The 17,272-nt window shown below is 59.7% G+C and carries 21 protein-coding genes and 1 pseudogene; 9 read left to right on the top strand and 13 right to left on the bottom strand.

Translation table 11 applies throughout. From position 1 onward, the window contains the following. The first annotated feature begins 144 nt into the window (after positions 1-144). Genes Q7W83_RS11990 through Q7W83_RS11980 form a run of 3 tightly spaced genes read left to right on the top strand, consistent with a single transcriptional unit; the run spans position 145 to position 3,384 of the window. Complete coding sequence (locus Q7W83_RS11990; RefSeq protein WP_473656130.1) at positions 145-1,434, top strand: NAD(P)/FAD-dependent oxidoreductase; 1,290 nt, start codon at positions 145-147, stop codon at positions 1,432-1,434. Positions 1,435-1,460: 26 nt separating this feature from the next. After that, a complete protein-coding gene (locus Q7W83_RS11985) occupies positions 1,461-2,015 on the top strand; it encodes a helix-turn-helix domain-containing protein (RefSeq protein ID WP_150632837.1) in 555 nt (184 codons plus the stop codon). A gap of 22 nt (positions 2,016-2,037) precedes the next feature. Further along, complete coding sequence (locus Q7W83_RS11980) at positions 2,038-3,384, top strand: glutamine synthetase family protein (protein ID WP_473657614.1); 1,347 nt, start codon at positions 2,038-2,040, stop codon at positions 3,382-3,384. 429 nt (positions 3,385-3,813) lie between these two features. On the opposite strand, the gene Q7W83_RS11975 is transcribed toward Q7W83_RS11980, so the two are convergent. Genes Q7W83_RS11975 through Q7W83_RS11960 form a run of 4 tightly spaced genes read right to left on the bottom strand, consistent with a single transcriptional unit; the run spans position 3,814 to position 5,699 of the window. After that, positions 3,814-4,512, bottom strand: coding sequence for a dienelactone hydrolase family protein (locus Q7W83_RS11975; protein WP_473656129.1), 699 nt, complete (start codon positions 4,510-4,512; stop codon positions 3,814-3,816). 37 nt (positions 4,513-4,549) lie between these two features. Further along, positions 4,550-4,888, bottom strand: a complete 339-nt coding sequence (locus tag Q7W83_RS11970) for a hypothetical protein (RefSeq protein WP_473656128.1) — start codon at positions 4,886-4,888, stop codon at positions 4,550-4,552. A gap of 38 nt (positions 4,889-4,926) precedes the next feature. Further along, positions 4,927-5,442, bottom strand: a complete 516-nt coding sequence (locus Q7W83_RS11965) for an HvfX family Cu-binding RiPP maturation protein (RefSeq protein ID WP_150632834.1) — start codon at positions 5,440-5,442, stop codon at positions 4,927-4,929. Between the two features lie 53 nt (positions 5,443-5,495). Next, positions 5,496-5,699 carry an HvfA family oxazolone/thioamide-modified RiPP metallophore gene (locus Q7W83_RS11960; protein ID WP_150632833.1) on the bottom strand — a complete coding sequence of 68 codons (204 nt, stop codon included), beginning with the start codon at positions 5,697-5,699 and terminating at the stop codon, positions 5,496-5,498. A gap of 288 nt (positions 5,700-5,987) precedes the next feature. Between Q7W83_RS11960 and glsB the strand changes: the two genes are divergently transcribed. The 3 genes from glsB (at position 5,988) to Q7W83_RS11945 (ending at position 8,989) form a co-directional block, all read left to right on the top strand. Continuing rightward, on the top strand, positions 5,988-6,896 hold the full coding sequence (glsB, locus tag Q7W83_RS11955) for a glutaminase B (RefSeq protein WP_150636210.1): 909 nt from the start codon (positions 5,988-5,990) through the stop codon (positions 6,894-6,896). A gap of 166 nt (positions 6,897-7,062) precedes the next feature. After that, a complete protein-coding gene (locus Q7W83_RS11950) occupies positions 7,063-8,565 on the top strand; it encodes an aldehyde dehydrogenase family protein (protein WP_150632831.1) in 1,503 nt (500 codons plus the stop codon). A gap of 73 nt (positions 8,566-8,638) precedes the next feature. Then, on the top strand, positions 8,639-8,989 hold the full coding sequence (locus Q7W83_RS11945; protein WP_150632830.1) for a BON domain-containing protein: 351 nt from the start codon (positions 8,639-8,641) through the stop codon (positions 8,987-8,989). A 119-nt stretch (positions 8,990-9,108) separates the two neighbouring features. On the opposite strand, the gene Q7W83_RS11940 is transcribed toward Q7W83_RS11945, so the two are convergent. The 3 genes from Q7W83_RS11940 to cynS form a co-directional block, all read right to left on the bottom strand. Further along, positions 9,109-9,768 (bottom strand): carbonic anhydrase, encoded by a 660-nt coding sequence (locus Q7W83_RS11940; RefSeq protein WP_473656127.1) that lies wholly within the window; start codon positions 9,766-9,768, stop codon positions 9,109-9,111. Between the two features lie 27 nt (positions 9,769-9,795). Beyond that, entirely contained in the window at positions 9,796-10,032 is a 237-nt protein-coding gene (locus Q7W83_RS11935) for a DUF2790 domain-containing protein (RefSeq protein ID WP_150632828.1), read from the bottom strand. Between the two features lie 86 nt (positions 10,033-10,118). After that, the gene (gene cynS, locus Q7W83_RS11930; protein WP_473656126.1) at positions 10,119-10,586 is read right to left on the bottom strand and encodes a cyanase; all 468 of its coding nucleotides are present in this window, start codon (positions 10,584-10,586) and stop codon (positions 10,119-10,121) included. Positions 10,587-10,707: 121 nt separating this feature from the next. Between cynS and cynR the strand changes: the two genes are divergently transcribed. Then, entirely contained in the window at positions 10,708-11,607 is a 900-nt protein-coding gene (gene cynR, locus Q7W83_RS11925) for a transcriptional regulator CynR (protein ID WP_458377529.1), read from the top strand. On the opposite strand, the gene Q7W83_RS11920 is transcribed toward cynR, so the two are convergent. The 6 genes from Q7W83_RS11920 to Q7W83_RS11895 form a co-directional block, all read right to left on the bottom strand. After that, complete coding sequence (locus tag Q7W83_RS11920; RefSeq protein ID WP_473656125.1) at positions 11,593-11,895, bottom strand: hypothetical protein; 303 nt, start codon at positions 11,893-11,895, stop codon at positions 11,593-11,595. The two genes, cynR and Q7W83_RS11920, sit on opposite strands and share 15 nt — an antisense overlap. A gap of 121 nt (positions 11,896-12,016) precedes the next feature. After that, on the bottom strand, positions 12,017-12,346 hold the full coding sequence (locus Q7W83_RS11915) for a hypothetical protein (protein ID WP_150632824.1): 330 nt from the start codon (positions 12,344-12,346) through the stop codon (positions 12,017-12,019). A gap of 222 nt (positions 12,347-12,568) precedes the next feature. Beyond that, positions 12,569-12,721 carry a hypothetical protein gene (locus tag Q7W83_RS11910; protein ID WP_191623717.1) on the bottom strand — a complete coding sequence of 51 codons (153 nt, stop codon included), beginning with the start codon at positions 12,719-12,721 and terminating at the stop codon, positions 12,569-12,571. A gap of 145 nt (positions 12,722-12,866) precedes the next feature. Then, complete coding sequence (locus tag Q7W83_RS11905) at positions 12,867-13,370, bottom strand: GNAT family N-acetyltransferase (RefSeq protein WP_473656124.1); 504 nt, start codon at positions 13,368-13,370, stop codon at positions 12,867-12,869. Positions 13,371-13,401: 31 nt separating this feature from the next. Beyond that, the gene (locus Q7W83_RS11900) at positions 13,402-14,031 is read right to left on the bottom strand and encodes a glutathione S-transferase family protein (protein WP_150632821.1); all 630 of its coding nucleotides are present in this window, start codon (positions 14,029-14,031) and stop codon (positions 13,402-13,404) included. Between the two features lie 78 nt (positions 14,032-14,109). Beyond that, positions 14,110-16,059, bottom strand: a complete 1,950-nt coding sequence (locus tag Q7W83_RS11895) for a DNA topoisomerase III (protein WP_473656123.1) — start codon at positions 16,057-16,059, stop codon at positions 14,110-14,112. 169 nt (positions 16,060-16,228) lie between these two features. Here Q7W83_RS11895 and Q7W83_RS11890 point away from each other — a divergent pair. Both Q7W83_RS11890 and Q7W83_RS11885 read left to right on the top strand, forming a co-directional pair. Next, a pseudogene (locus Q7W83_RS11890) lies at positions 16,229-16,655 on the top strand (SDR family NAD(P)-dependent oxidoreductase); the annotation flags it as partial. A 166-nt stretch (positions 16,656-16,821) separates the two neighbouring features. Further along, positions 16,822-17,190 (top strand): DUF427 domain-containing protein, encoded by a 369-nt coding sequence (locus Q7W83_RS11885; RefSeq protein WP_150632819.1) that lies wholly within the window; start codon positions 16,822-16,824, stop codon positions 17,188-17,190. Positions 17,191-17,272: the final 82 nt, after the last annotated feature.

The following is a 17,272-nucleotide window of genomic DNA, read 5'->3' as shown; positions in this document are numbered from 1 at the left end:
AGCTCCGTGGGAGCCTTCCGCGAACTGGAAACCACCTGGATCCCTGTAGGAACGAACATGCTCGCTCCTGCAGGTTCTTGCGTGCGTGAAATAAAGTGTGTATTTTTTCATGAAATTTAAATAATAAAATTTCATGAGGCCCGCATGTTCCAGCAATCCACACGCCACGTTGCCAGTTACTACGCCCACACGTGCGCAGATCGACTGGTGGATCGTGTGGCGTTGGAGGGCGAGCAGGACACCGAAGTGTTGATCATCGGCGCCGGCTTCAGTGGCTTGCACACGGCGTTGCGACTGGCGCTGGCGGGCAAGCGCGTGACGCTGCTGGAAGCCAGTCGGGTGGCCTGGGCCGCGTCGGGGCGCAATGGCGGTCAGGCCATTCTCGGTTGGTCGTGCGATATGCCGCCGCTGGAGGCCGCGCTGGGTTATGAGCGCGCGCGGCGGTTGTGGGACAGCATGCGCTGGGCCGCTCAGGAGTTGCGCGCGCTGCCCGGCCGACATGATTTCGACTGTGATTACCGGCCCGGCCACCTCTGGACGTCGGTGATGCCGCGCCGGGTGAGCCTGCTGACCGAGTGGCAACACGAAGCGAGCCACAAATGGGGCCACGATGGTTTGCAATTCATTCCCCGTGAAGCGTTGCCGCAGTGGGTCGCCAGTGAGCGCTATCAGGCAGGTCTGTTTGATCCTGAAGGCGGGCACCTGAACCCGTTGAAACTGGCGCTCGGCCTGGCGGCGGCTATCGAGTGCGCCGGGGGGCGCATTCATGAGCAAAGCAAGGCACTGAATTACCGCGAGGAGGGTGGCCGGTACGTGGTCACCACTGAGCGCGGGCGCATCCGGGCCGATGTGCTGGTGCTGGCTTGCAATGCCTACCTGGATCGGCTCGATCCGCAACTGTCGAGTTGTGTGTTGCCGGTCGGCACCTATCAGGTCGCCACCGCGCCGCTTTCTCAGGCGCAGGCGACCGCGCTGCTGCCGAGCAATGTCTGCGTCACCGACAATCAATTCGTCCTCGATTATTTCCGTCGTACGCCGGAAAACCGCTTGCTGTTCGGCGGTGGCTGCACCTACCTGGGTGGCATGCCGAAGGACATTGCTGCCGCGACCCGGCCGTTCCTGCAACGGGTGTTTCCCCAGCTCAAGGGCGTCGAACTGGAATTCGCTTGGGGCGGGCATATCGACCTCACACTCAAGCGCACGCCTGACATTGGCCGACGCGGCGATCTCTATTGGCTGCAGGGTTATTCTGGCCACGGTGTACTGCCGACCCTGGCCGGGGCCCGCGCTGTGTCCGACGCGATACTCGGTCAGGCAGATGAGCTGGCCTTGTATCAGGGCCTGGTCAACAGCCGTTTCCCCGGCGGCAAATACATGGCGGCGCCGCTGGAAGCTATCGGCAAGGCCTGGTATCGGTTGCGCGACAGCCTTTGAACCGCACATTTTCTGGAAGCTTTCAGATGGACATGCAAGAAGAGATTTCGGCGCTGGCGATCCTGATTCAGGACCTGCGCAAACACAAAAAATACACGCTCAAGGAACTGGCGGACAAAATCGGTCGCTCCGTCGGATTCCTCTCGCAAGTCGAGCGTGGATTGTCACGTCCGACCGTGGCGGATTTGACCGCCATCAGCGAAACCCTTGGCGTGCCGACCACCTATTTCTACAGCCTGCCCAAACCCATGGCCTTGCCATGGGTGACCCGGCCGGATGAGCGCCGCACGCTGTATTACGCCGACGGCATCACCGACATCCTGGTCTCGCCGAAAATGCGCGCCTCGTTCTCGATGCTCGAAAGCCGGCTCGAACCCGGCGCCAGCAGCGGTGACCGGCACATGAACGACAGCTCGGAGCAGGGCGGTTATGTCCTGGAAGGGCAACTGACGCTTTGGCTGGGTGACGATCAACCGGTCACCCTGGGGGCCGGAGACAGCTTTCAGCTCGCCAGCCATGCCCATTGCCGCTACGGCAATCTCACCGATCAGCTCACCCGGGTGCTCTGGGTTTACACCTGATAAAACAACAAGGAACAACATGATGGATGCTGTCTGCTCTGATCTGGTTGCTGAAGTTCGCGCGTTTCGCCAGCGCTTCCCGGATGTGCGCTACGTGGACCTGATTGCCCTGGACATTCCCGGGCATTTCTACGGCAAGCGCTATCCAATCGAGATGCTCGAAAAGGTCGCCGCCGGCAGTGCGCTCAAGCTGCCGCAGAATTGTGTATTGCTTGGAACTCAAGGTGGACTGTTCAAAATCGGCGACTACTGTTTCAACGACGGCGACCCGGATGCGCCCCGTCGGTTGGTGCCAGGCACGCTGAAAATCGTCGACTGGGAAAAACAGCCGATGGGGCAGATGTTGATCACCTCCAGCGGCACTGAAAAACCCATCGTCTTCGAACCACGGGAAGTACTGGCGCAGGTTCTTGACCGCCTCGCTCGCAAAGGGATTTTTCCGGTGGTGGCCTTCGAGCTGGAGTTCTATCTGTTCGATCGCCAGTTACGTGACGGCTTGCCACAGTTTGCGCGCGATCCGTTGACCGACGATGCGGACGATCAGCCGAACATGCACATCGAGCGGCTGTCGCGGTTTGCGCCGGTGCTCGATGACATGGTCGAGACGGCACGGGCGCAAGGCATCGACACCACAGTGATCACTGCCGAGCTGGGACCGGGTCAGTTCGAGATCAACTTCGGTCACCTGGATGACGGCCTGCGGGCAGCCGACTGGGCGGCGCTGTTCTGCCGCAGCACACGCGGCGTGGCGCTCAAGCACAACTACCGCGCCAGTTTCATGGCCAAGCCTTACTTGCAACATCCCGGCAGCGGCATGCATGTTCATGTGAGCCTGTACGACGAGGCGGGCAACAATCTGTTGGCAGCCAATGACCAACAACCGCTGCGCCATGCCGTGGCCGGTTGCCTGGAATTGTTGCCGCATTGCATGCCGATCTTCGCGCCGAATCACAACGCGCTGCGTCGCTTGAGCGGCACCGTGAATGTCGCGACGCGTGCCAGTTGGGGCTTCGAAGATCGGGACGCCTGCCTGCGGGTTCCTGAGTCGGACGCCAGGAATCTGCGCATCGAACATCGCCTCGCCGGCGCCGATGCCAACCCTTATCTGGTGTTGGCGGCGATTCTGGTCGGGTTGGAACAAGGACTCGAAGCCGGTCGTCAACCGATCGCGCCGCTCAATGAAGACCGCAGCAGTGGCATCAACTTCCCGTTGGAGATGCTGGAGGCCGTTCAGTCCATGCAACACAACCCGCCGTTGCGCGAAGGATTGGGTGCGGAGTTTGTAAACGTGTACTGCGAAAACAAGCGTCAGGACCATTTGGCATTTATGCAGGACATCAACGCGCGTGAATATCGCTGGTACCTGTAGTTGACCGCTTATCGTCACTCGACCATAAAAAAAGTGTGGATATTTAAGGACTTGGAAGTATTAGTAACCGGATAGTGAGTCAAAATATCTTGTTACACGATGAAATATTCCGTAATATCCGCCCCGCGTTCACCACCACGGTTTATGCATTTTTAAATCCCGGGCGTCCATCAGCTGCCTGGGATTTTTTTTGCCTTGAATAAGCGGTGCTGCAAAAATCATTCACTGGAAATAGACGTTCCATCGACCTCGCTGAACGGCTGCACCGGCTGATCCTTCGCGATAGCCATTAAAAAGCCCGGCCAATGCAGATTGACTGGGCTTGATGAGAGGGTCAGCCGCGCGGTGCGGCGATCCGACTTGCTGGCAATGGCGTATTCGAGGACACCCTCGCCAGCAAGCCTGGCTCCTGCGAAACGCGTGCCGGCCTTAGAGTTCCATACCCAAAAAGATCAAGGTATTGCCATGGGCTTCAACGGCTGCGCGCTGGTTGTAGCTGTCGCGATGCGAGCAGTTGAAGCCGTGCTCGGCTTCCGGGTAAACCACGATTTCCACGTTATCGTTAGTGTCGAAACGCTCGGCGATTTTCTCCACGTCGTCCAGCGAAATGTGGCTGTCCTGTTCGCCGAAGTGCATCAGCAGCGGCACTTCTATTTCGTCGGCGCGGTCCAGTTGGTTCTGGATGCCGCCGCCGTAATAGGCGATCGCCACGTCCACCAGCCCATTGGCGGCGGTGTGGTACGAGAGCAAGCCGCCGAAGCAGTAACCGATGGAGGCAATGCCGCCATCCAGACCCGGCTGTGCTTTCAGGGCGTCGATGGCCAGTTCGATGTCTTTCTGTGCTTTGCCGACATCGGTGGCATTCATCAATTCGACGGCGCGTTTCCAGCCGGCTTCGTCGTAGGTCAGTTCGATGCGCGGGCCGCTGCGCCAGAACAGGTCCGGTGCAATGACCAGGTAGCCGTCGGCGGCGTATTGCTCGGCGACCGAGCGGATGTGTTCATTCACACCGAAGATCTCCTGGATCAGCACGATCCCCGGGCCTTTCTGGGTATGCGGAATCGCCAGGTAAGCGCCGAATTTACCTTCAGCGCTGTCGATTTCGATCCATTGGGTGGTCACGCTCATGGTGGCTCCTGTCTTCGCAAGTGAGTTGGAGGGTAGCTTACTGCGGCTGTGTGGCTTTAAAGCTTCTGAGCGCCTGCATCCGTTTCCACCAGCTGTTGAAGCCGTCCACGGCAAATACCTGAGGCGCATCCGGGGTCATCGCGATGTAGGCGCAACCCGGTGCCAGGTAAAAGTCGCCGATGCTCGGTTCGAGGCCGGCGATGTCCGGATCGGTGCCTTTGATCTTCATCAGTTCGCACAGCACTCGTTTCGAGTTCTCGATGCCTTGGCGGCGCGAATCCTCATTCTGCCCGCCAATGAAGTCGGGAAACAGATGGTAGCCGAACACCGAGACCAGTGCGCCATAACCGTAGAAATCATAAATGCCCTGGGCCATGTGGGTGCGGGCGCGGTCGTTATCGAAACGCCGGCGCCTCAGCGGTGGTTGCGACGCCAGAAGAATCGAGCCAGCAACGTATCGAGACTGAGCTTGCCGGGACCCGAGAGCAACAGCGGCAGCAGGGCGGCGAGGTAGATCAGCGGCAGCTTGAAGTTGCCGTAGCCCTTGTTGCTGATGGAGTAGCCTTGAGCAAGCTCACTCAATGTAGACCAATCGGCCGGCCAGTGAACGGCAGCCGTCGCGACGATGGTCACCACGATCAGCACGACGGCCGAAATCCGCGTACCAAGCCCGACGAGGATGGCGAGGGCGCAAATCAGTTCGGCCCACATCGACAGTTCCCAGTTCAGCGTGGCCGGCACTTGGTCGAAGGGAAACGGGAAACGATCCTGGATATCAGCGAACCAGTTTTCGCCGTTCCATTTTTCCAGGCCGGACTCGAAAAATTCCCAGGCGATGAACAGCCGTAAGGTCAGAGGAGCGAGCCAGCTACCGGCACGGTCGAGATTCAGGTGCAGGCCTTTCACAGCCGACGAGATTGCAGAGTTCATGGACGTGGTCTCCGTTCAGTCAGGGATGCGGGGCTCGTGGCCCCGCGCAAGGGTTACTCGCCAGCGCCGCACTTACCTTCGCCGCATTTGCCTTCAGCCGGTTTTTCCGCGGTGTCGGCCTGAACCTGGCTGTAGCCGTGGGCCAGTTGCTTCATGCTGAACGCTTCGGACTCGGAGGCCGATGCGACGTTGGACAGGGCCAAGCCGCCCGCAATGATCAGGCCGAGGGTCAGGGAAGCAGTCGAGAGCTTGAACATGGTGATACTCCGTTGCATTGAGTGAGTTGAGCGCTTTGATCGGCTGAGCCAATCGACAGGCACATTTCATCAATCGGGTGTATCTGCGATGTGTCGTCGGGGTGGGGTTTTATGGCCGGGGTGTTTCAAGGGCGGCTCTGTATACATGCTGATACACAGGCACCGTCGCTCCCACAGGGGGCGTGGAGTTTATAAGATTGTGCTCAGGCATCTGTGATTCGCTGCCGACCGACAGCGTCTAGCGTCAGTGTCCCCGCAATCCCATGGGGCGAGACTTCGGAACCCGGCATGCAAGCGCTGTTGAACGAGATCCTTGACGCAGTCCGGCCCCTGATCGGTCAGGGCAAGGTGGCTGATTACATTCCCGCCCTCGGCACCGTGCCGGCCAATCAACTGGGCATCGCCGTGTATGGCAATGACGGCGAATTGTTTTGCGCCGGCGACGCCCACACGCCGTTCTCGGTGCAAAGTATTTCCAAGGTGTTCAGCCTGGTGCAGGCCATTGAGCATTCCGGTGAAGCCATCTGGCAGCGCCTGGGGCACGAACCTTCCGGCCAGCCGTTCAACTCGCTGGTGCAGCTGGAATTCGAGCGCGGGCGCCCGCGAAATCCGTTCATCAACGCCGGCGCGCTGGTGATCTGCGACATCAACCAGTCGCGCTTTGCCGCCCCGGCGTTGTCGATGCGTGATTTCGTCCGGCGTCTGTCGGGCAATCCGCAGGTGATGGTAGACGGCAAGGTCGCCGAGTCCGAATACCAGCACCGTGCGCGCAACGCCGCCATGGCGTACCTGATGCAATCCTTCGGCAACTTTCACAACGATGTCGAAGCGGTGCTGCGCAGCTACTTCAGCCACTGCGCCTTGCGCATGAGCTGCGTGGACCTGGCCCGGGCGTTCTGCTTTCTGGCCAACGACGGCTTCTGCAAGCACAGCGGCGAACAGATCCTTAGCGCCCGCCAGACCCAGCAAGTCAACTCGATCATGGCCACCAGCGGGCTCTATGACGAGGCGGGCAACTTCGCCTATCGCGTCGGTTTGCCCGGCAAGAGCGGCGTGGGCGGCGGGATCGTCGCGGTGGTGCCGGGGCAGTTCACGGTGTGCGTCTGGTCGCCGGAACTGAACGCGGCCGGCAACTCGCTTGCGGGCATGGCCGCCCTGGAGTTGCTGAGTCAGCGGATTGGCTGGTCGGTGTTCTGACCGCTGGTCCGGGAGTTATTCGCGAGCAGGTTCGCTCCCACAGGAGGCGCGGTGTACTGCCTTTGCTGTTCGTGGTCAGAAAGGAGCCGGATGCCCACCGGTTAATGACGCTCCTGGAAATTTGCTATACATTTTCCGACCGCCCACTGCATGGTGAAACCGCTTCATGTCTCTTGCGCTCGAACGTCTAGTCGCTGGCACGCCAATCCCTTTCGCTGGTAACCGCGTCACTGTGGTCAGCCCCGAACTGGCCTTGCGGTTTCAGCCCGGGGACCACCTGTTGGTGGAGCAGCTCAGCGGCGAGTTGCTGCTGATTCCCGTGGCAGACCAGAAAGCGGCGGCGGTCGCGATCGAACGGGCCGAAGCAGCGTTTACGGCGATGTCCGTTGTTTCCGACCAAGCGATCAGCGCGTTTTTCGACCTGTTTGCCCTGCGCCTGGAAAACCAGGACTGCTGGGATTTGATTGAGGCTGCTAACCGCGCCGACATCGAATGGGCCAAGTCACGTGGGCGCTCAACCACACGGTTGCTGGCCGATGAACGCATGCGCCGCGACATGATCGCTGGCCTCAGGGCCTGGCGCGATGCCTCTGCTACGCGCGGTAAAGTGATCAGTTGCGTCGAGCATGACGGCTGGAAAGTCGAGCAGGTGGTTTCGCCGTTGGGCATCGTCGCCTTCGTGTTCGAGGGCCGGCCGAATGTCTTCGCCGATGCCGCCGGCGTGTTGCGCACCGGCAACACCGCGGTGCTGCGCATTGGCAGCGATGCCTTGGGCACGGCGCAAGCCATCGTCACCCACGCGTTGAATCCGGCATTGAGTGAAGCCGGTTTGCCGGTGGGCGCGGTGTCGCTGGTGGAAAGCGTCAATCACGCCGCCGGCTGGGCGATGTTCGCCGACCGGCGCCTGTCACTGGCGGTCGCCCGGGGTTCGGGGCGCGCGGTCAGTCAGTTGGGCAGCATCGCGCAACAGGTCGGCACTGCCGTCAGCCTGCATGGCACCGGCGGCGCCTGGCTGGTCGCCGACAAGGACGCCGACGCCAAGCGTTTTGCCGCCGTCGTGCGCAATTCCCTGGACCGTAAAGTCTGCAACACCCTGAACGTCTGCCTGATCCACCGCGATCGTGCCGCCGAACTGGTGCCGCTGTTTCTGGACGCCCTGCAAAAAGCCGGCACCGCCCGGGAAGAGGGCTGCAAATTGCACATCGTCGAGGGCAGCGAAGCGTATTTGCCGAGCCATTGGCGGACCGCAACCGTCGAGGTCTATCGCGCCGACGGCTACCAGACCGAAGCGTTGGCCGAGCCACTGCCCGAAGACCAATTGGGACGCGAGTGGGAGTGGGAAGAAACCCCGGAAGTCAGCCTCAAGATCGTCGACGACCTGAGCCAGGCCATCACCTTGTTCAATCGCTATAGCCCGCAATTCACCGTGTCGCTGATCAGTGAAAATGCCGAGGCCCATGAACGCTTCTACAACGCGGTCAACGCGCCTTTTGTCGGCAACGGGATTACCCGCTGGGTCGACGGGCAGTACGCGCTGAATAAACCGGAACTGGGTCTTTCGAACTGGGAGAGCGGGCGTCTGTTTGCCCGCAGCGCGATTCTCTCGGGTGATGGCGTGTTCACGATCCGCAGCCGCATGACCCAGATCGATCTGTCGGTCAAACGCTGAGTTCCCGACCTCAAGCGCGGACCGCACTATAATTAAGGGTGTCTGTGACTGCGTCTTGAGACAGGGGTACGCCATGAAACTTCAATCCTTTGAGCACTACTCTCATCAACTGGAAATGGCCGCGCACGACGCGTGGCTGACTGCCCGGGTGAAGTCGGCCATGGCGTTGGCCGATCCGGGCCTTGGCCTGCAAGTCCACGTCAAAACCCTCGCCGGAACGGTGATATTGAGTGGTCGCGTCAACACTCATAAGCAATGTGAACAGGCAGTTGCGCTGGCCCGCACGGTGAGTGGTGTCAATGAAATAGATGCCAGGGAATTGCTGACTCACGTGTTCACGCCTGGGAGCTTTCCAGCAGCGCCGAACGCCGAGGAAAGCCCGGAGATCCGGCCGTCATCGTCAGCCAAACCGGAAGACAAATGAAGCGGGGTGCAGCGTTCCCGTGAACCGGGCGCGCTGCATCTTCACCTCGCGGCTATTTAGCGCTGACGCTGATGTGCTGCGCGCTGCCGGCTGAGGGCGATGACCCTCAGGGGCACGGATCAAGCCGCTTCAGCCGCTTTGCCGTGAACGGCGCACGTGGTCGGATGTTCGATCAGCGACACGAACGTGCGGCTGTTGGCATCCAGTGCATCGATCGAACCGGTTTCGATGTCGTAGACCCAGCCATGCAGGTTCAGCAGGCCTTTTTCCTGAGCCAGCCGCACGCTCGGATGCGTCTGAATGTTAGCCAGTTGCGCGATCACGTTTTCCCGCACCATCGAACTCACTTTCGCCGCGTCGCTGGCGTGCGGCCGGGATTCGTTGATGACCTTCGCCGATTCCGCATGTTGCAACCAGCCGCTGACGGCGGGCAGGTGGTCCATGCATTTGCAACTGGCGACGGCCGTCATCGCGCCGCAATCGGAATGGCCGCAGATCACGATGTCGGTAACGCCCAGCACGGCCACCGCGTATTCGACCGTTGCCGAGACACCGCCTGGATGTGGGCTGTAGGAGGGCACAATATTGCCTGCGTTACGGATCACGAACAGTTCACCGGGTTCTTGCTGGGTCAGCAGTTCCGGCACCACACGACTGTCGGAGCAGGTGATGAACAGCGTACCGGGGTGTTGCGTGGTGGCCAGGTGCTTGAACAGGTCGGTCCGTTGCGGGAAGGCTTCTTTCTGGAACTTCAAAAAAACGTCGATGAGCGCTTTCATGGGGCATTTCCTTTCAAGTGATGGGGGTCAGTTCGAGCAGCCGGTGCCAAACACGCTGTAATCCAGAATGTGAGTGACGCCTTTGGAGTCCTGGTACGTCATTTCCACGGGGACAACCCCGCATTCATTGGCAATCGGCGAGATGCTCACGACATGCGCGATATCCAGTTTCATGCCGTACTCGTACGTAGCCGCCGCTTCTTGGGCCTGAACCTGGGCAGACACGCCCGCTAACAACGACAGCACCAACAGAATTTTTTTCATGGGGCATCCTCCAGACCAATGTGGTGAGCAAACAAGCAATTCGGGTTCAGGATCGGGCCCGCATCGGAGTGCGGGCCGGGTTCAACTCAGAAAGGACGCAATGGCAGGAACTTGCCATCGAGGGTGATCACGGCGCGGGAGCCGCCTTCCGGGTCTTCGACTTTCTTCATGTCGAGTTTGAAGTTGATCGCGCTGATGATGCCGTCGCCGAATTGTTCATGGACCAGCGCTTTCAGGGTGGTGCCGTAGATCTGGATCATTTCGTAGAAGCGGTAGATGGTCGGGTCGGTCGGCACACCCGAGAGGCTGCCGCGCAGCGGAATGATTTGCAGGCGGGCCACGGCGTCGGCGTCCAGATCGAGTTTCTCGCCAATCACTTTGGCGGCGCTTTCCGGCAGCGGGTGTTGACCGAGCAGGGCGGCGGTGACGTAAGCCAGACCGAGGCCGGTGCCATCGGTCAGGTCCTGCCAGGACAGGTTTTTACGCGTCTTGGCATCAAGGATCGAGGTGGTCAAGGTCAGGCTCGGGTCGTTGTAAGCGTGGGACTGTTGCATGGTGGTTTTCCTATCGGGTGGGCTATTGCTTGGGTGTGAAGCCATCTTCTGCCGATTGATTCATAGCGTCCAAGATCGATATACAATGCTTCGCATAAGCCCTGCCTATAGGTTGAACCTGATGTTGCTCCGACATTTGCGCTACTTGCTCGCGGTCGCCGACCACGGCGGCTTCACCCGTGCTGCCGAGGCATTGCACGTGTCCCAGCCGACTTTGTCGCAACAGATCCGCCAACTGGAGGAAACCCTCGGCGTGAGCCTGTTCGACCGCACCTCGCGCACAGTCAAGCCGACCGATGCGGGTGAGGCCTACATCGAGTGCGCCCGGCGGGTGCTGGTGGAACTGGAGGCGGGCAAGCGGGCGCTGCATGACGTGAAGGACTTGTCCCGCGGGACGTTGCGATTGGCGATGACGCCGACGTTCATGGCGTATCTGGTCGGGCCGTTGGTGCGCGACTACGTGGTGCGTTACCCGAATATTCACCTGGAGATTTTCGAGTTGTCGATGGCCGACATCGAGGCCGGGCTGCTGGAGGACTCACTGGACATCGCCATTGCGTTTAATGAGGTCAGAAATGCCGACATTGAATCGATCCCGGCCTTTACCGAAACCCTGGGGGTGATGGTGGGGCGGGATCATCCGTTGTACCAAAGCCAGGCCGCGCTATCCGCTGAGGCGGTGGCGCAGCTGGAATTTGCCTTGTTGGCCACGGATTTCGTCACCCGAACCCGAATCGATGAGTATTTTGCTGATCAGCGGATCACGCCCAAAGTGGCCATCGAGGTGAACTCGGTCAGCACCTTGCTAGAAGTCATCCGTCACACGGCTATCGCCACCATCCTTCCGGAACCCATCGCCACTCAGGACCGCGCGTTGCGCAGGATTCCATTGCTGGGGGAGGCGCCCAAACGCGGGGCCGCGCTGCTGCGGCGTAAAAACAACTACCACAGTGCGGCGTCGGTGGCGTTTATGGAGCTGGTGTCGGGAATGGCCGAGTCATCGAGCTCAGTCATCCACTGACTGGCACACTCCGTTGGTGGCCTTGCCGGTGGAGGTCACGGCCACCGAGTCATCATCGGCGAGGACGATGGACAGGGTGATGCCGGCGCCTTTGGCTTCGAAGTGGCGATCATTGATGACTTTGGTGTCGGCTTCCTTGCTGTTGATCATTACCGGTCCATCCTGATCCGCCTGGACGAGAAACTTGCCGGGGCACTCGACCGCGAACGAGGGGACACCGGCGACGCTGTTTGCCTGAACAGCACTCGTCAAAACCATCAATAGTGGAAATATCAGCTTGTTTTTCATCGCAAGTCTCCAGGGACCAACAGCGGATACGCTTAACAATAGCTTTGTTTGGCAAACTGGAGACAAACAAAAAGGCCCCGCTCGTTTATTCGAGCGGGGCCTTTTTTGTTGCGATGGTTTATCAGTAGAACCGATCAATCACCCGAACTTCATTCTGGTTCTGCATCGAGGCCCAGGCCTGCTTCAGCGTTTGCAGAACACTACCAATGAAGTCCTTGTCGGCTGCGGCTTTCTTGCCGACATAACCCTGGCCGCGACGGTACATTTTCAGTCGGGCCAACAGGTTCTGGTTGTTTTGGTCGAACTCGGCTTCATGGGCGTGCGGCGACAGGCAATCCATATGAACCTGGCCCGATTTGCTGATCCACAGAATGTGGCTGTCGTGGCTGTCTTTTTGCGCAGCGAACATACGAGCCAGTTCATCGATAGTAGGTTGATTGTTCAGATTCATAATATGCCCCTTGACCATTTGGTGATCTTTCAAAGTTGATTCGCTAATACAGGTAGCCCATCGGTTAGTTGATCCCTGGCACCGAAACCAGGACGTCAGCGGTCGGCCGTCGAGATTGACGGGGTCCCGCGTCTGTTGCATGTAGTCGTGTTGAATAACTGCTACGCAATAGCGTCACAACGAAGAGAAGCAGCGAAAACCTTCAGGCCACTGCCGACGTTTTCAGGGTCGGCCACAAGCTTCATGAGGATTGATCGCCAGCGCTTCTCGTCCTTGTTCTGGACGTTCGGGCCAGGTCAGCTTCTTCAATCTGCCTTGTGAGCAGCGTGTATCCGGGAAAAACAGCTCGGCGGTCAGACGAGCTTGCTCAAACATGTTGCTGTACTCCCGATCGGGGAGATGTCTGCATCATGCAAGGGCAAATCGGAGGCGTCAACGGTTTTGTAGTGATTATTTTCAGTCACTACATATTGTCGGACAAAGCGGTTTGGAATTAGAAAGCCGCAGGGGAAAGCGCCAATCAGGACGATGGCGGCGTGCTTTGGAAGCGGTAAAAGGTGCAGGGATAACCGTCTACCGGCTGCTGATGCCGGGAGAACGCGCCCCCCGTGAGATCAGGTATCACACGGCCCCAGAACAGCCGCGCAGGCGGGTTGGCGTCGATGTGGAAAATCTGCCATTGACCGGGCAGTTGGCTCAAGAGGGTAGAAACGACAAACGTCGCGACGCCTTGGCCACGAAAGCGTCGGCTGACAAAAAAGTAGCCGACGTTGTACTGGGCCCCAGGCAGATGGGTATTGCCATCTACGGTCACGAAACCGGCCAGTTCCCCGTCGACGTGGATCAGGTACGGGCGGGTTGCGGGGTTGCGCCAGTAGTCCTGAAGCGGCTGGATGTGAAAGAAGCCGTGCCCCCCGAGTTTGAGCGGCAGCCACTCACTGAAGTCGTACATATAGAACTGCATGAGGTTTTCAAGCGTTTCCAGTTCGTCGCGCTGAGCGGCGTGCAGTTCTATCGAGGGCATGCGGACTGGCTCCTGTTCAGAGCGGGATCAATCAGTGGGGCGCGAAGTCGTATTTGCCGCCTTTCTTGAGTGCGGCTTGATAAGCCGGGCGCGCCTGAAAGCGCTCGATCCAGGCCGCTACATGAGGGTAGTCGCCGAGCTTGCCTTGGGCGCGGGCGATTTCGCCAATAAAACTCATCTGGATATCGGCGGCGCTGAACTCATTGCCCAACAGATAATCGGACTGGCTCAATGCCGTGTTCAGATAGCCGAGGTAGTTGGCGACTTCCGCGTTGATCCGCGGATGCAGCGGCGCACCGGCCTCACCGAGACGGCCGACGTACAGGTTCAACATCAGCGGCAACATGGCCGAGCCTTCGGCAAAATGCAGCCACTGCACGTATTCATCGTAGGCCGGGGTGGACGGGTCGGGTTGCAGGCGCCCCTCGCCATGGCGGCGAATCAGGTAGTCGATGATTGCGGCGGACTCAATCAGCTTTTGCGTGCCGTCTTCAATGACTGGCGATTTGCCCAGGGCGTTGATCGATTTCAGTTCCGGCGGAGCCAGGTTGGTCTTCGGGTCGCGTTGATAGAGTTTCAGTTCATAAGGGATGGCCAGTTCTTCCAGCAGCCATAGAATGCGCTGGGAGCGCGAGTTGTTCAGGTGATGCACGATAATCATGGTCGATGCCTTTTCAGGAAACAGGGCTGTAGCCGGGTTTGAAGAACACTAGACCATCAAGGTCCATTCGAAGTGCCATCAAGCTTTATTCGCCGGTTTTGCTGCACGTTTGGCGCCGGTAGACGGCTTGCGCTTGGCCGGTTTGCGTTTGTTTTTCCAGGGCGTGGCACCTCGCCCGGCCGGGCTTGCGGGCCCGCTGATGGTCAGGCTCAGGCCGGAGCAGCGGGCAACCTGCTTGCTCATCCACGCCGCTTGTTTTGTGACGAATTCCTCGAGACTCATTTCGCCGCTCTGCACCATGTCCAGTGCCTGCTCCCAGATCGCTGTGGTGCCGGGGTCGGCAATCGCGCGTGGCACGGCGTCGATCAGGCTGAACGCAGCCGGGGTGGCGGCCAGGGCCTTGCCGTTCTTGATGAGGTAACCACGGTCGAGCAAGCCCTGAATGATCGAGGCGCGGGTGGCCTCGGTGCCAATCCCGGTGGTGTCCTTGAGCTTTTGTTTAAGCAGTGGATCCTTCACCAGTTTGGCGACGTTTTTCATCGCCTTGATCAGATCACCCTCGGTGAACGGTTTGGGCGGTTGCGTCCAGAGGTCCTTGAGCTTCACCTCGGCCACGGCACAATCACGGCCTTCGCTCAACGTTGGCAGTGTTTGCGGCGCCGGTATTTCGCGGCCCTTGGCCGGAGCAAGGGCCTCGGGCAGGGCGCGTTTCCAGCCTGGTTCGACGATCTGCTTGCCGACTGCGCGCAAGGCTTCACCGGCACAGTCGAAGTCGGCTTGAGTCCGGTCGTATTCGTGATTGGGTAGAAACTGCGCCAGATAACGCGCACGGATCAGCGTGTAGACCGCTCGCTGCTTGCCCACCAGTCGATCGAGGTTTTTTGCCGCAGCCGTGGGGATGATGCCGTGGTGAGCGCTGACCTTGGCGTCGTTCCAGGCCCGTGAACGCCGTTGCGGTTCAAGGTAGTCCTGCAAGGCGTTCAGCGCCGGGTCTGCCTGGCGCAGGGCGGCAAGAATACCGGGCGCTTCACTGTGTTGACTCACCGGCAGGTAACCGCAGTCGCTACGAGGATAGGTGATGACTTTGTGGGTTTCGTAGAGTGCCTGGGCGATGTCGAGGGTTTCCTGAGCGCCGAGCCCGAGTTTCTTCGAACAGACTTCCTGCAAGGTGCCCAGATCGAACGGCAAGGGCGCCACTTCGCGCATGCGCTCGGTACGCAGTTTGATCACTCGGGCACTCGCTGCACTGCCAATCGCCGCCGCTGCCTGCTGTGCGAGCGCCTGATCGAGGCAGCGATCCTGATCGTCGCAAACGTCGGACGGCGCACGCCACTGTGCGGTAAACGCGGTGCCATCGTGCATCAACCGCACGTCGATGGCCCAGTAAGCCACGGGGACGAAATCGGCAATGCTGCGGTCGCGGTCCACCACCAGGCGCAGGGTCGGCGTTTGTACCCGACCGACCGGCAAGACGCCTTGATAACCGGACTGGCGCCCCAGCAGCGTGAACAATCGGCTCATGTTCATCCCGATCAGCCAGTCGGCCCGTGAGCGGCCCAATGCCGAATGATAAAGGCTGAAGGTCTCCGCTCCCGGTTTCAGCGCGGCCAATGCCTTGCGGATGGATGCATCGTCCAGCGCCGACAGCCACAACCGCTGGATCGGCCCACGGTACCGGCAATGCTCCACCAGTTCCCGGGCGATCATTTCGCCCTCACGGTCGGCATCTGTGGCAATCACCAGTTCATCGGCCTCGCCGAGCAGACGTTTGACGGCCTTGTACTGGCTGGCGGTGCGCGGTTTGACGGTCATTTTCCATTTATCCGGAATGATCGGCAGGTCCGCCAGCACCCAGCGTTTGTAGCGCGCGTCGTAGGCATCCGGCGGAGCGGTTTCCAGCAGATGGCCGATGCACCAGGTCACCGTGACGTCCGTTCCCAGCCAGCAGCCGTCGCCGCGCCGCCGGGCGCCGAGCACGGCCGCAATGTCTTTGGCCTGGGAAGGTTTTTCACAGAGGTACAACCGCATAACCACCATCGTTCATCAACTGCCGGGAGGTGCACAGAATGGCGGCTGATGAGCAATGGAGCAATCTTTATCTGTATGGATGTACAGTTCGTGCATTTCGATTCATTGGATGCAGGCGCCTGGTCTTGAGGTACTGCATCGGCGAGGTGTGGGTGACCGCTTTGAAATGACCCTGGGCGGTTTCATTACGATGCCTGGCATTGCCTGTTACTGCTGGAGCAAATTTGTACTGGAGGGGATTTCCGACACCTTGAGCAAGGAACTCAAGCCATTCGGCATCGCGGTCACGGCCGTTGCGCCGGGATCGTTTCGCACTGATTGGACCGGGCGCTCAATGCATCGGTCCGAACGCAGCATTGCCGAATACGATGCCACTTTCGACCCGATCCGTAGCGCGCGGCAGAACAAGAGCGGCAAACAGTTGGGAGATCCGGTGAAAGCCGCGCGAGCCATGCTGATGTTGATTGACAGTGAGGCGCCACCTGCGCACCTGTTGCTCGGTAGCGATGCGCTGCAGCTGGTGCGCGAGCGGCTGGAGGCGATGACGCGTGATATCGAGGCATGGGGAAGCGGTGAGCCGGTCCTCGGACGGATAAAGCACTTGATCCCGTTCGGCTGCGAAGCCGTCGTGATGGCAAAATCTGGGTTATACCTGACGTTGTGTTCTCACGTTTTGGGGCCGCTGCGCGACCCATCGCGGGCAAGTCGGACCGCCGCTCGCACGCTCCCACAGGTTTATCATCGTCCCGAGGAACGCATTTCATGAAAAGCTCCGGTCCCAGTCCTGTCATCACCATTGCCGAGCAGCCAGGCTGCCTGCTGGTGAAGTTTCACGGTATTCAGGTGGCCGCGTCCACCCGCGCGCTGGTGCTGCTGGAGGCCAATTACCCTCCGGTGTATTACGTCCCGCGGGAGGACATCGCCGAGCAGTATTTTGCCCGCACCGATCACACCAGCTATTGCCCTTACAAGGGCGACGCGAGCTATTTCAGCCTGCAGATCCCGGGGCATGAGGGGGCCAATGCGGTCTGGAGTTATGAAAACCCCAAGGTGTCGGTAGAACAGATTAAAGATTACGTGGCGTTCTATCCCGATCAAGTGACGTTCGAGATTCTCAAAAACGTTGAATGAGGGTCGCTTCAGCGAAGAAAGCATCTCTGACGCTAACGACTCCGTCACCCCTTCGGGGGGAGGAGGGGGTTGGGCAATACAG

The sequence above is a fragment of the Pseudomonas sp. 300 genome, assembly GCF_055803035.1.
This window is presented reverse-complemented; position numbering and strand designations above follow the sequence as displayed.

What these genes read in the sequence shown, in the direction of transcription:
- Q7W83_RS11990 (WP_473656130.1), top strand. Translation starts at nt 145, where the DNA reads ATGTTCCAGCAATCCACACGCCACGTTGCCAGTTACTACGCCCACACG.
- Q7W83_RS11985 (WP_150632837.1), top strand. Translation starts at nt 1,461, where the DNA reads ATGGACATGCAAGAAGAGATTTCGGCGCTGGCGATCCTGATTCAGGAC.
- Q7W83_RS11980 (WP_473657614.1), top strand. Translation starts at nt 2,038, where the DNA reads ATGGATGCTGTCTGCTCTGATCTGGTTGCTGAAGTTCGCGCGTTTCGC.
- Q7W83_RS11975 (WP_473656129.1), bottom strand. Translation starts at nt 4,512, where the DNA reads ATGAGCGTGACCACCCAATGGATCGAAATCGACAGCGCTGAAGGTAAA.
- Q7W83_RS11970 (WP_473656128.1), bottom strand. Translation starts at nt 4,888, where the DNA reads ATGGCCCAGGGCATTTATGATTTCTACGGTTATGGCGCACTGGTCTCG.
- Q7W83_RS11965 (WP_150632834.1), bottom strand. Translation starts at nt 5,442, where the DNA reads ATGAACTCTGCAATCTCGTCGGCTGTGAAAGGCCTGCACCTGAATCTC.
- Q7W83_RS11960 (WP_150632833.1), bottom strand. Translation starts at nt 5,699, where the DNA reads ATGTTCAAGCTCTCGACTGCTTCCCTGACCCTCGGCCTGATCATTGCG.
- glsB (WP_150636210.1), top strand. Translation starts at nt 5,988, where the DNA reads ATGCAAGCGCTGTTGAACGAGATCCTTGACGCAGTCCGGCCCCTGATC.
- Q7W83_RS11950 (WP_150632831.1), top strand. Translation starts at nt 7,063, where the DNA reads ATGTCTCTTGCGCTCGAACGTCTAGTCGCTGGCACGCCAATCCCTTTC.
- Q7W83_RS11945 (WP_150632830.1), top strand. Translation starts at nt 8,639, where the DNA reads ATGAAACTTCAATCCTTTGAGCACTACTCTCATCAACTGGAAATGGCC.
- Q7W83_RS11940 (WP_473656127.1), bottom strand. Translation starts at nt 9,768, where the DNA reads ATGAAAGCGCTCATCGACGTTTTTTTGAAGTTCCAGAAAGAAGCCTTC.
- Q7W83_RS11935 (WP_150632828.1), bottom strand. Translation starts at nt 10,032, where the DNA reads ATGAAAAAAATTCTGTTGGTGCTGTCGTTGTTAGCGGGCGTGTCTGCC.
- cynS (WP_473656126.1), bottom strand. Translation starts at nt 10,586, where the DNA reads ATGCAACAGTCCCACGCTTACAACGACCCGAGCCTGACCTTGACCACC.
- cynR (WP_458377529.1), top strand. Translation starts at nt 10,708, where the DNA reads ATGTTGCTCCGACATTTGCGCTACTTGCTCGCGGTCGCCGACCACGGC.
- Q7W83_RS11920 (WP_473656125.1), bottom strand. Translation starts at nt 11,895, where the DNA reads ATGAAAAACAAGCTGATATTTCCACTATTGATGGTTTTGACGAGTGCT.
- Q7W83_RS11915 (WP_150632824.1), bottom strand. Translation starts at nt 12,346, where the DNA reads ATGAATCTGAACAATCAACCTACTATCGATGAACTGGCTCGTATGTTC.
- Q7W83_RS11910 (WP_191623717.1), bottom strand. Translation starts at nt 12,721, where the DNA reads ATGTTTGAGCAAGCTCGTCTGACCGCCGAGCTGTTTTTCCCGGATACA.
- Q7W83_RS11905 (WP_473656124.1), bottom strand. Translation starts at nt 13,370, where the DNA reads ATGCCCTCGATAGAACTGCACGCCGCTCAGCGCGACGAACTGGAAACG.
- Q7W83_RS11900 (WP_150632821.1), bottom strand. Translation starts at nt 14,031, where the DNA reads ATGATTATCGTGCATCACCTGAACAACTCGCGCTCCCAGCGCATTCTA.
- Q7W83_RS11895 (WP_473656123.1), bottom strand. Translation starts at nt 16,059, where the DNA reads ATGCGGTTGTACCTCTGTGAAAAACCTTCCCAGGCCAAAGACATTGCG.
- Q7W83_RS11885 (WP_150632819.1), top strand. Translation starts at nt 16,822, where the DNA reads ATGAAAAGCTCCGGTCCCAGTCCTGTCATCACCATTGCCGAGCAGCCA.